This is a genomic window from Variovorax sp. PBL-H6 (assembly GCF_901827155.1).
GTDB lineage: Bacteria > Pseudomonadota > Gammaproteobacteria > Burkholderiales > Burkholderiaceae_C > Variovorax.
In genome coordinates this window covers 4,307,376-4,319,466 of sequence record NZ_LR594659.1, presented here as the reverse complement: position 1 = coordinate 4,319,466, position 12,091 = coordinate 4,307,376, and the positions used below count along the sequence as shown (strand labels likewise).

The window sequence follows — 12,091 nt, the reverse complement described above, 5'->3', positions numbered from 1 at the left end:
GACTGGTCGTATTGCGAGGACGAGCCGATGATGATGCCCCATTCACCCTGCAAGCCACGCCATGTGTTTGTCTACGGCACCTTGCGGCGCGGCGGGCGCAACGACATTGGACGGTTCCGCCCCGCTCCGCGCTACGTGGCTGACGCGCGCATCCAGGGCACGATGTACGACCTGGGCAGCTATCCCGGCGCGGTGCTTGGCGGCAGCGGCGTGCTGATCGGCGAGGTCTACGCCATCGCGCCGGCGCTCGAGCCGCAGCTCGACCAACTGGAGGAGGTGCGGCCCGACGACAGCGGCGAGTACATCAAGCGCGAGCTACAGGTGCAAGCGGGTGCCTGCCAGCTCCTTTGCCTTGTTTACGAGATCCATCCGGCGCGCATTGAGGGGCGGAGCGTGATCGCTTCGGGCGACTGGTTCGATCGCGCGGCCCGGTTTTCATGACCGAGGAGATCTTTTTGTAATGCGGAATAGAGACATGCTGCGTCGCAATATATTTTCTCAATATGAGAAAAAACATTCCGCATTGGGAAAACCCAACTCTAAGTCCTTGAATATAAAGGTAAAAAATTATGTCTTCTATAAGACATAAGACAGGAGCCATGGCGTAAAGTTGGCTTCAAGCCTCAGCGCTCATCCTCAATCAACCCTTGGAGTGACCATGCCTCAAACCATTACCGAACAACTGAGCCGCGAACAGCAGATTGCCGCGCTCGAGAAAGAGTGGGCGACCAACCCGCGCTGGAAGGGCATCAAGCGGGGCTACAGTGCCGCCGACGTGGTGCGCCTGCGCGGGTCCTTTCCGATCGAATACACGATCGCGCGCCGCGGCGCCGAGAAGCTGTGGGACTTGGTGAACAACGAACCCTACGTCAACTGCCTGGGGGCGCTCACCGGTGGCCAGGCAATGCAGCAGGTCAAGGCGGGGATCAAGGCGATCTACTTGTCAGGCTGGCAAGTCGCGGCCGACAACAACAGCTATGCCGCCATGTACCCCGACCAGTCGCTGTATCCCGTGGACTCGGTGCCGACCGTGGTCGAGCGCATCAACAACACCTTCCGCCGTGCTGACGAGATCCAGTGGTCCAAGGGCACCAATCCCGGTGACAAGGGCTACGTCGACTACTTCGCGCCCATCGTGGCCGATGCCGAAGCGGGCTTCGGCGGCGTGCTCAACGGCTTCGAGCTGATGAAGGCCATGATCAAGGCGGGCGCCGGCGGCGTGCACTTCGAAGACCAGCTCGCTTCGGTCAAGAAATGCGGCCACATGGGCGGCAAGGTGCTGGTGCCGACCACCGAAGCGGTGCAGAAGCTGATCGCCGCGCGCATGGCGGCCGATGTCTGCGGCACGCCGACGCTGGTGATCGCGCGTACCGACGCCGAAGCGGCCGACCTGCTGACCAGCGATTACGACGAGAACGACAAGCCCTTCCTCACTGGCGAGCGCACAGCGGAAGGCTTCTACAAGACGAAGAAGGGCATCGATCAGGCTATCTCGCGCGCCATCGCCTACGCCCACTATGCCGACCTGGTGTGGTGCGAAACCGGCACGCCGGACCTCGAGTTCGCGCGTAAGTTCGCGGATGCCGTGCACAAGGTGCATCCGGGCAAGATGCTGGCCTACAACTGCTCGCCGTCCTTCAACTGGAAGAAGAATCTCGACGACGCCACCATCGCCAAGTTCCAGAAGGAGCTGGGCGCCATGGGTTACAAGTACCAGTTCATCACGCTGGCAGGCATCCATTCCATGTGGTTCAACATGTTCGACCTCGCGCAGGACTACGTGCAGCGCGGCATGTCGGCCTATGTCGAGAAGGTGCAGGAGCCGGAGTTCGCGGCGCGCGATCGCGGCTACACCTTCGTGTCGCACCAGCAGGAAGTCGGCACCGGCTACTTCGACGAGGTGACCACCGTGATCCAGGGCGGCAAGTCGAGCGTCACGGCACTCACCGGCTCGACCGAGGAAGAGCAATTCCACTGATAACCCGCTGTCACTGAGGTTGATCCCCGCGCGAGTAATCCGCGGGGATTTTTTTGTCTGCACGGCTTCAGACATCTTTTCGTCGACCGCGGGCACGACACGTGCGCGCCCGCCTGTTCAACGTACCGGCCAGGCCGTTGAGCTGTTGGAGGTGCCAGGGCTTAACAACACGCGCTCCAATCCCGAACTCAGCGGCTAGAATCGCAAGCTTCCGTCAGAGCAGCAACAAGGGCGAGAAAGGCATCCTGGTTATGACACCGCGAACTCCGCCGCGAGAAATGAGCGGCCTTTTCCTTGAAGGAGAAGGCTGGTAGGCCGCGCAGGCTGGAAGTTTCCAGCGCCCTCACTCATAGCCAAGCGCGGTCCGACGACCGCGCTTTTTGTTTTCTCGCCGAGGTTTTTCCATGATCCAGATCACGCTCCCCGACAACTCGCGCCGCGAATTCCCTGGCCCGGTTTCCGTGGCCGACATTGCCAGGTCCATCGGCCCCGGCTTGGCGAAGATGACGGTGGCTGGCAAGGTGGATGGCCGACTCGTCGATGCAAGCGACCTGATCGAGCAGGACGCCAAGCTGCAGATCATCACGCCCAAGGACGAGGAAGGCTTGGAGATCATCCGCCATTCCACGGCGCATCTGGTCGGCCACGCCGTCAAGCAGCTCTTTCCGACGGCCAAGATGGTGATCGGACCCGTGATCGAGGAGGGCTTCTACTACGACATCTCGTACGAGCGCCCCTTCACGCCCGATGACATGGAGGCGATCGAGGCGCGCATGCGCGAACTGATCGCCCAGGACTACGACGTGGTCAAGAAGATGACGTCGCGCGACGAAGTCATCGAGGTATTCAAGTCCCGTGGCGAGGACTACAAGCTGCGACTGGTCGAGGACATGCCCGACGAGAAGGCGATGGGCCTGTATTACCACCAGGAATACGTCGACATGTGCCGCGGCCCGCATGTGCCGAACACGCGTTTCCTCAAGGTGTTCAAGCTCACGAAGCTGGCGGGCGCCTACTGGCGCGGCGACGCCCGCAATGAGCAATTGCAGCGCATCTACGGCACGGCGTGGGCCGACAAGAAGCAGCTGGACGACTACATCCGTCGCATCGAAGAGGCCGAAAAGCGCGACCACCGCCGGCTTGGCAAGGAACTGGACCTGTTCCACATCGATGAGGTGGCGCCGGGCGTGGTGTTCTGGCACCCCAAGGGCTGGGCGATCTGGCAGCAAGTCGAGCAGTACATGCGAAAGGTGTACCGTGACACGGGGTACCAGGAGGTCAAGGGACCGCAGATCCTCGACAAAAGCCTGTGGGAGAAGACGGGTCACTGGCAGAACTACCGCGAGAACATGTTCACGACGGAGTCGGAGAAGCGCGACTACGCGCTCAAGCCGATGAACTGCCCGGGCCATGTGCTGATCTTCAAGAGCGATCTGCGCAGCTACCGTGACCTCCCGATCCGCTACGGCGAATTCGGGCAGTGCCACCGCAACGAGCCCTCGGGCGGCCTGCACGGGATCATGCGGGTGCGGGGCTTCACGCAGGACGACGGCCACATCTTTTGCACGGAAGACCATATCCTGGAGGAGTGCGTGGCCTATACGGGCCAACTGCTCAAGGTGTATGCCGATTTCGGCTTCAAGGACATCCTCTACAAGGTGGCGACGCGGCCCGACAACCGCATCGGCTCCGATGAGCTCTGGGACAAGGCCGAAAGTGCGCTCATGGAGGCATTGCGCCGCTCGGGCGTGGACTTCGTCATTTCGCCCGGCGAAGGTGCCTTCTATGGCCCCAAGATCGAATACACGCTGCGCGACGCCATCGGCCGGCACTGGCAATGCGGGACGATGCAGGTGGACTTCAACATGGCCGAGCGGCTGGGTGCCGAGTACGTCACGGAGTCGAGTGGCAGGGCTCATCCGGTGATGTTGCATCGGGCCATCGTCGGCAGCCTGGAGCGCTTCATCGGCATGCTGATCGAACACCATTCGGGGGCGCTGCCCGCCTGGCTCGCGCCGGTACAGGTGGCGGTGCTCAACATCAGTGAAGGGCAGGCCGATTACGCATCTCAAGTTGCGAAAACGCTGCTAGATCAAGGGCTTAGAGTTTCGCTCGATCTGCACAACGAAAAGATTACGTATAAAATACGGAAGCATTCGTTGCAAAAGCTTCCCTACATCCTCGTCGTGGGCGACAAGGAAAAGGAAGCAGGTGCCGTCGCAGTGCGCGCCCGGGGCAATCTTGATCTCGGTGCCATGTCGGTGGAAGCGTTCTCCCAAAAGATCGCTCACGACATCCAACACAAGCTTTGAATTTGAACGGATTCAAAGGCTGATTTTGATCAATCAGGCTGCTTGTGGGCGTGGACTCGAAGGTGTTCGCTACAGATTTTGTAGCAAATTGATTGAAGGATCCGACCATCGCTACTGCATTTCGCGACCGCCGCCACCGCGAGGAACGCCAACACCGCCTGAACCGGGAGATCATGGCCCCGGAAGTCCGCCTGATCGGGCCCGAGAACGAGCCATTGGGCGTCGTGAGTCTTGCCGAGGCCTTGCGGCTGGCCGGCGAGCAAGACGTGGATCTGGTGGAAGTAGTCGCGGCGGCCAATCCGCCGGTCTGTCGCCTGATCGAGTACGGCAAGTTCAAGTACCACGAGCAGAAGAAGGCCGCCGAGGCGAAGTCGAAGCAGAAGGTCATCGAGGTCAAGGAAATCAAGTTCCGGCCCGGGACCGACGAAGGCGACTACAACATCAAGATGCGCAACATCCGGCGCTTTCTTGAGGAAGGCGACAAATGCAAGATCACGCTGCGCTTTCGAGGCCGCGAGATCACGCACCAGGAACTCGGCCTGGCGCTGCTCCAGCGCATTCGCGACGACCTCGGCGACAGCATTGTGGTCGAGCAGTTCCCGAAGCTCGAAGGCCGGCAAATGATCATGATGATCGCGCCGGGCCGCAAGAAGGGCGGCGGCGGTCCAGCCAAAGCGGCCAGCGAGCCGACGACGGCACCCGCTGCGGCCTGAGGCGCGGCGGCAGTAGAAGGTTCGAAGGGATTTCGCCGCTGCCAGCGTCTCTGGGCGCAGGCAGTGGCGGGATGAAGAAGTGTCTCGGGGCCAACAAGACCGGCGGAATCATCCTCGGCGCCTCACGAGCACAAACGAAAGGAGCATTCACATGCCCAAAATGAAGACCAAGAGCAGCGCGAAAAAGCGTTTCCGCGTTCGTCCCGGTGGTACCGTCAAGCGCGGTCAAGCCTTCAAGCGTCACATCCTGACGAAGAAGACCACCAAGAACAAGCGTCACTTGCGTGGAGCAACGGCAGTGCATGAGACCAACATGGTTTCGATGGCCGCCATGTTGCCCGGCAGCGGCATCTAACACGACGAACAAGGAGTACACACATGCCTCGCGTCAAACGTGGTGTTACGGCCCGCGCCCGCCACAAGAAGGTTCTCGCACTTGCCAAGGGTTTCCGCGGTCGTCGCGGCAACGTCTTCCGCATCGCCAAGCAGGCGGTGATGAAGGCGGGCCAATACGCCTACCGTGACCGCCGTACCAAGAAGCGCGTGTTTCGCCAACTGTGGATCGCCCGTATCAATGCTGCTTCACGTGAACTGGGCCTGACCTACAGCCAGTTCGCCAACGGCATCCGCAAGGCCGGTATCGAGATCGACCGCAAGGTCCTGGCCGATATCGCCGTGCACGACAAGGCCGCTTTTGCCGGCATCGTGGAGCAGGTCAAGGCCAAGCTGGCTGCTTGATCTCGCAAGCAGGCTGCCCCTCCTCGAGAGGCGGCCTGCGCCCACGGTACAAGGGCTGGCGCTTGAAAGGGCTCCAGCCCTTTTTTATTCGCGACACCGGCCTTTCTCTCTCTCACGCTCAAGAATTTCCATGAACGAGTTGGACTCCCTGGTCGATACCGCACGTGCAGCCTTCGCCGAAGCCAAGGCACCGGCCGAACTCGAGAATGCCAAGGCGCAGTTCCTCGGCAAGGCCGGCCGCATCACCGAGCTGATGAAGGGCATGGCCGCGCTGTCCGTCGACGAGAAGAAGTCGCGCGGCGCCGCGATCAACCTGGCCAAGCAGGCCATCGAGGCCGCCCTGGCAGCGCGCCGCCAGCAACTCGCCGACGAAGAGCTCGCCGTCCAGCTGCGTGCTGAAGCGCTCGATGTGACGCTCCCCGGCCGCCGTCGCGCTGGCGGCGGCCTTCATCCGGTGAGCCGGACGATGGAACGCATCCAAGCCATCTTCTCGAGCATGGGCTTCGACGTCGCCGACGGCCCCGAGATCGAGACCGACTGGCATAGCTTCACCTCGCTCAACAATCCTCCCAACCACCCTGCGCGCTCGATGCAGGACACCTTCTACGTCGACATCAACGGCGAGGATGGCATTCCCTACAACCTGCGTCCGCACACCAGCCCGATGCAGGTGCGCTACGCACACCAGCACATCAAGAAGTACAAGGCCGAGTTCGCGGCCGCGGCGGCCGACACCACCGGCACCGTCAAGGCGCCTGAGATCCGCGTGATTGCTCCTGGCCGGACCTACCGCGTCGACAGCGACGCCACGCATTCGCCCATGTTTCACCAGTGCGAAGGATTGTGGTTGGGCGAGAACGTGAGCTTCAAGGACCTGAAGGTCATCTTCACCGACTTTTGTCGTACCTTCTTCGAGACCGATGATCTGGTGCTGCGCTTCCGGCCCAGCTTCTTCCCTTTCACCGAGCCCAGTGCCGAGATCGACATCCAGTTCCAGACCGGTCCCTTGGCCGGGCGGTGGCTCGAGGTCTCGGGTTCAGGCCAGGTGCATCCGCAGGTGGTGCGCAACATGGGCCTGGACCCCGAGCGCTACATTGGCTTCGCCTTCGGGATGGGCCCGGACCGGCTCACGATGCTGCGCTATGGCGTGAACGACCTGCGCCTGTTCTTCGATGGCGATCTGCGATTCCTGAGCCAATTCCAATAAACAGACAGAACGAGAACGCGAGATGCAATTCCCCGAGTCCTGGTTGCGCGAGTTCTGCAATCCGCCCATCGACAGCGACGCACTGGCCGAGACGCTCACCATGGGTGGTCTCGAGGTCGAGGAGCGCCGGCCAGCCGCCCCTCCTTTCAGCAAGGTGGTGGTCGGCGAGATCAAGGAGGCCGAGACGCATCCCAATGCCGATCGGCTGCGCGTGTGCCAGGTCGATGCGGGGCACGGCACCCTGCTCAACATCGTGTGCGGCGCCCCCAATGCGCGCGCCGGCATCAAGGTGCCCCTGGCGCTGGTCGGCGCCGAGCTGCCGCCGGGCGAAGACGGCAAGCCCTTCCTGATCAAGCTTGGCAAGCTGCGCGGTGTCGAGAGCGAGGGCATGCTGTGCTCGGCGCGAGAGCTCAAGCTCAGCGATGACCATGGTGGCCTGCTCGAGCTGCCGGCCGACGCGCCGGTCGGTGCCGACGTGCGCGAGCTGCTGAATCTCGACGACACCCTGCTCACCCTCAAGCTCACGCCGAACCTCGCGCACGGCCTCTCCGTCTACGGCATCGCGCGAGAGCTCGCGGCACTGACCGGTGCGCCGCTCAAGACGCCGCCAATCCCGCCAGTAGCCGCCTCGGTGCCCGACAAGCTACCGGTCAAGGTCGAGGCCCCCGACCTGTGCGGCCGCTTCTCGGGTCGCGTCGTCCGAGGCGTCGATACCAAGGTCGCCACTCCGGCCTGGATGGTCGACCGCCTGGCGCGCTGCGGACAGCGCAGCGTGTCGGCGCTGGTCGACATCTCGAACTATGTGATGTTCGAGTACGGCCAGCCCAGCCACATCTTCGACCTCGACAAGATTCACGGTGGCCTGGTCGTGCGCTGGGGCAGGGCGGGCGAACAGCTCAAGCTGCTCAACGGCAACACCGTGAGCCTGGACGAGAAGGTAGGCGTGATCGCCGACGAACGCAGCCAGGTCGAGTCGCTGGCCGGCATCATGGGCGGCGATGCGACCGCTGTTTCCGACGACACGCACAACATCTACGTCGAGGCGGCCTTCTGGTGGCCCGAGTCTGTCCAGGGCCGGGCGCGCCGCTTCAACTTCTCGACCGACGCAGGTCATCGCTTCGAGCGCGGCGTCGATCCGAGCCGCACCGTGCAGATCATCGATCGCATCACCCAGCTGATCGTCGAGATCTGTGGCGGCCAGCCCGGCCCGATCGACGACCAGACCTTGCGGCAGCCCGAAGCCCGACCTGTCACGCTGCGTGTCGAGCGTGCCGCGCGCGTGATCGGCATGCCGCTGACACAGGCGCAGTGCCGGGATGCCTTGCGTCGGATGGGCTTCCCGGTCGAGGAAGGTAAAGGCACGCTGGTCGTTACGCCGCCGCCGCATCGCTTCGACTTGCTGATCGAGGAAGACCTGATCGAAGAGGTTGCGCGGCTCGTGGGCTACAACAACCTGCCCACCGCGCCTCCGCTGGCGCCGATCGCTGCTCGCGTGAGCCCTGAGTCGCAGCGCAGCAACTTCGGCGTGCGCCATCGGCTCGCCGCGCTGGGCTACCAGGAGACGATCAACTTCAGCTTCGTCGAGGCGCACTGGGAAAAGGAGCTCGCGGGCAATACCAATCCGATCAAACTGTTGAATCCAATCGCCAGCCAGATGAGCGTGATGCGCTCCTCGCTGGTCGGTTCGCTGCTCCAGGTCCTGAAGTTCAACCTCGACCGTCGCGCGCCGCGTGTGCGCGTGTTCGAACTGGGGCGCGTGTTCCTGCGCGACGACGCGGTCGCAACCACGGACAGCACTGTCAAGGGCGTGCATCAGCCGATGCGCGTAGCCGGGCTGGCCTGGGGCGACTCTGAGGCCGAGCGCTGGGACGGCAAGCCACAGCGCGCCGACTTCTTCGACGTCAAGGGTGATGTCGAGGCGCTGCTGGCGCCCCGCGTAGCGACCTTCGAGGCTACGGAGCATCCGGCGCTGCATCCCGGCCGTGCCGCGCGCGTGCTGCTCGACGGCCGGCCGGTGGGCGTGATCGGTGAGCTCCATCCGCGCTGGCGCCAGCAATGGGATTTCCCGCAGCCGCCGGTGCTCTTCGAACTCGAGCTCGATGCCGTTGTCGCGCGAACGTTGCCTGTGGCGCGCCAGGTGCCCAAGCATCAGGCGGTCGAGCGCGACATTGCCGTGGTGGTGGCAGAGGCCGTCACGCACGACGCGCTCATGCGCACCATCCGCACGGCCGTCGATCCGGGGCTGTTGCGTGACGCGGTGCTGTTCGATATCTATCGCCCGACGGTGGGCCGTGATGCGCCGGTCGGTCCCGGGGGACTGATGCAAGGCGAAAAGAGCATGGCCGTACGCCTGCGCTTCAACAGCGGCGCGGCTACCCTGACCGACGAGCAGGTCGAAGCGGCAGTCGCCGCGATCCTCGAACAATTGAGCGCGCGGCTCGGCGCGCATCTGCGGGTATGAAGCTCATGGATTTCACGCTCGAAGCCCTTGAAACGCCGGCACTGACCAAGGCGCACCTGGCCGATCTCCTCTTCGAGCAGATCGGCCTCAACAAGCGCGAGTCCAAGGACATGGTCGAGGCCTTCTTCGACCTGATCGCCGGCAGTCTGATCGAAGGCACGGACGTGAAGATCTCGGGCTTCGGCAACTTCCAGATCCGCGTGAAGGCGCCGCGCCCTGGGCGCAATCCGCGCACCGGCGAGGCGATTCCCATCGGCGAGCGGCGCGTCGCCACCTTCCATGCCAGCGCCAAGCTCAAAGACCAGATCCAGGGCAGCGCTGGCGACGAGGGCTCGCAGGAAGTGGAATGGAGCCTCGGCACCGAATAGTTCTTGGCCCTTGTGCCCGCGGTGGAGTAATCTCTAAGGTTGTTCTCGCACCGCCTTGATTTCAATGGAGAAAACGCTCCTTCCGTCCATTCCCGTCAAACGATACTTCACGATCGGTGAGGTGGGCGAACTTTGTGGGGTCAAACCGCATGTGCTGCGCTATTGGGAGCAGGAGTTCACCCAGTTGCGTCCGATGAAGCGGCGCGGCAACCGCCGCTATTACCAGCACCACGAGGTACTGATGATCCGCCGCATCCGCGATCTGCTCTACGACCAGGGCTTCACCATCAGCGGCGCGCGCAACAAGTTGCAGGAGATGGTGCAAACGGAGCGCGATCGCCGCAAGGCCGGCGAGGTGCCGCTCGAAGGTCTGGAGGCGGTCGAGATCGACCAGGAGGAGTTCGACGCCGCGCTGCAGGAAGACTTCGATGCGTCTCGCAGAACGACCCCGGCCACCGAGCTGTCGCAGCTGCTGCGCCTGAAGCGCGAACTCTATGAAATTCGCGAGCTGCTAAGCCCCAACCACTGAAGAACCGCACGCTATAATTGGGAGCTTCGGTGTGTGGCGCAGCCTGGTAGCGCACTTGCATGGGGTGCAAGGGGTCGAAGGTTCGAATCCTTTCACACCGACCAACATAACGTCCAAGGGCGTCCGGCTTCATCCGCCGGACGCCCTTTTTCATTGGGGAACTGGGCAAATCTTGTCCGGAGGCATACACTGAAATCCGGTGACTGCCAGCCCCAGGCGGGGGTACAGAAGGGGGTACAAACCTCCTGAACCCCCCAGGATGGCGGTTTTGTACCCCCAACCCTTGGATGTACCCCATGCCGTTGACCGATGCCGCATGCCGCAACGCCTCCTGTCCGCCTGATCGCAAGCAGGCACGCTACGCCGACGCAGGTGGCCTCTATCTGGAAGTCTCGACTTCGGGTTCTCGCCGATGGTTCTGGAAGTTCAGGATCGAGGGGGTCGAGAAGAAATTCGCCCTGGGCTCCTATCCCGACGTGAGCCTTGCGGCGGCGCGAAAGGCACGTGACGCGGCCAAGGCCCAGAAGGCTTCCGGAATCAATCCCATACAGGCGCGTCAAGTCGTTAAGCTCAAGGCGGCCGTGAACACCGGCGATACCTTTCGAGAGACGGCGCTCGAGTGGTTCGACAAACACCATGAGCGCTGGAGCGGCCACTACGCCACGCGCGAGAAGCGCAACCTCGAAAAGGACCTGTTTCCGTATTTCGCTGCCCGTCGCATCAGCGAAATCGAGGCCATCGAGTTGTTGGCGGCCCTGCGCCGTGTCGAGGAGCGCGGCGCTCTCGGCGTGGCCAGCCGGGTGCTGATGACGGCACGCGCGGTGTGGCGCTACGCGGTCGCCACCGCCCGGGCGCCGCGCGATATCACGGCGGATCTCAAGGGCGCACTCACGCCCCACAAGAAGCGGCACTTCGCGGCGATCACCGATCCGGCCCCACTGGGGACGTTGATACGCGTCATCCGGGGTTACCAGGGCGGTCCCATTGTGCGGACGGCGCTGCAACTGGCTCCCATGTTGTTTCAACGTCCCAACGAACTTCGCGGGGCCGCCAGGGCCGAGATCGATCTCGACGGGGCGCTCTGGACCGTGCCCGCTGCGCGGATGAAGCGGCGCATCGATGGCAAGCAACATGGTGATCCGCACTTGGTGCCTCTGCCCAAACAGGCTGTGGAGTTGCTGCGCAAGCTGCATCCCATTACGGGCCACAGCACGTTGGTCTTCCCGGGCGAGCGTAGTCATGAGCGGCCGATCTCGGACAACACGTTGCGTGCAGCGCTTCTGACCCTGGGGTACGGCCCGACCGTGCAGACGGTTCATGGCTTCCGAGCGACAGCCCGGACCTTGCTGGCGGAAGTGCTGGAGATCGATCCACTGGTGATCGAAGCTCAATTGGCGCATGCGGTCAAGGACGCCAATGGGCGCGCCTACAACCGGACGCAGTACTTCAAGCAGCGCACGGCAATGCTTCAGCGGTGGGCAGACTATCTGGACGTGCTGGCTACCAGGGCGAGTTCTCCGCTGGCTGAGCTGAAGAAGGTCGCGTGAAAACGACTCCTGTTGGGTGATAGCACGGCACCTTCGATCTGCCGTGGAGCGCCGTCCGAGCAGTACGTCGTCGCGGTGCGCTGGTGCCTGGAGGCGGGCGTCATTGCTCCGGGGGCGGCTCTGCGGGAGCGGCCCTTCGCGCAGGTCAGCCGACACGGACGGCGGCTCCGAACCGGCCATCCAGATGCCAAGATCGGCAGCTGCGGAGCTGCCATTGGCTGCTAAGCCGCAGGCACAG

The 12,091-nt window shown here is 63.1% G+C and carries 11 protein-coding genes and 1 tRNA gene; all 12 read left to right on the top strand.

The window, feature by feature from the left end:
- Window positions 1-27 precede the first annotated feature (27 nt).
- The 12 genes from G3W89_RS20410 to G3W89_RS20355 all read left to right on the top strand — a co-directional run bounded on the left by G3W89_RS20410 (window position 28) and on the right by G3W89_RS20355 (window position 11,853).
- Entirely contained in the window at window positions 28-441 is a 414-nt protein-coding gene (locus G3W89_RS20410; protein WP_443083181.1) for a gamma-glutamylcyclotransferase family protein, read from the top strand.
- A 217-nt stretch (window positions 442-658) separates the two neighbouring features.
- A complete protein-coding gene (gene aceA, locus G3W89_RS20405; RefSeq protein WP_162575889.1) occupies window positions 659-1,978 on the top strand; it encodes an isocitrate lyase in 1,320 nt (439 codons plus the stop codon).
- A gap of 404 nt (window positions 1,979-2,382) precedes the next feature.
- A complete protein-coding gene (thrS, locus tag G3W89_RS20400; RefSeq protein WP_162575888.1) occupies window positions 2,383-4,290 on the top strand; it encodes a threonine--tRNA ligase in 1,908 nt (635 codons plus the stop codon).
- A 92-nt stretch (window positions 4,291-4,382) separates the two neighbouring features.
- A complete protein-coding gene (gene infC / locus G3W89_RS20395; RefSeq protein ID WP_162575887.1) occupies window positions 4,383-5,003 on the top strand; it encodes a translation initiation factor IF-3 in 621 nt (206 codons plus the stop codon).
- Between the two features lie 151 nt (window positions 5,004-5,154).
- Window positions 5,155-5,358, top strand: a complete 204-nt coding sequence (gene rpmI, locus G3W89_RS20390; RefSeq protein ID WP_028253491.1) for a 50S ribosomal protein L35 — start codon at window positions 5,155-5,157, stop codon at window positions 5,356-5,358.
- Window positions 5,359-5,381: 23 nt separating this feature from the next.
- On the top strand, window positions 5,382-5,741 hold the full coding sequence (rplT, locus tag G3W89_RS20385) for a 50S ribosomal protein L20 (protein ID WP_028253492.1): 360 nt from the start codon (window positions 5,382-5,384) through the stop codon (window positions 5,739-5,741).
- 130 nt (window positions 5,742-5,871) lie between these two features.
- Window positions 5,872-6,948, top strand: a complete 1,077-nt coding sequence (gene pheS, locus G3W89_RS20380; RefSeq protein ID WP_162575886.1) for a phenylalanine--tRNA ligase subunit alpha — start codon at window positions 5,872-5,874, stop codon at window positions 6,946-6,948.
- 22 nt (window positions 6,949-6,970) lie between these two features.
- Complete coding sequence (gene pheT / locus G3W89_RS20375) at window positions 6,971-9,409, top strand: phenylalanine--tRNA ligase subunit beta (RefSeq protein WP_162575885.1); 2,439 nt, start codon at window positions 6,971-6,973, stop codon at window positions 9,407-9,409.
- Between the two features lie 5 nt (window positions 9,410-9,414).
- Window positions 9,415-9,777, top strand: coding sequence for an integration host factor subunit alpha (locus G3W89_RS20370; RefSeq protein ID WP_443083180.1), 363 nt, complete (start codon window positions 9,415-9,417; stop codon window positions 9,775-9,777).
- A 64-nt stretch (window positions 9,778-9,841) separates the two neighbouring features.
- On the top strand, window positions 9,842-10,306 hold the full coding sequence (locus tag G3W89_RS20365; protein WP_162575883.1) for a MerR family transcriptional regulator: 465 nt from the start codon (window positions 9,842-9,844) through the stop codon (window positions 10,304-10,306).
- 27 nt (window positions 10,307-10,333) lie between these two features.
- Window positions 10,334-10,410, top strand: a tRNA-Pro gene (locus G3W89_RS20360).
- A 192-nt stretch (window positions 10,411-10,602) separates the two neighbouring features.
- On the top strand, window positions 10,603-11,853 hold the full coding sequence (locus tag G3W89_RS20355; RefSeq protein WP_162575882.1) for a tyrosine-type recombinase/integrase: 1,251 nt from the start codon (window positions 10,603-10,605) through the stop codon (window positions 11,851-11,853).
- The last annotated feature ends 238 nt before the right edge of the window (window positions 11,854-12,091 follow it).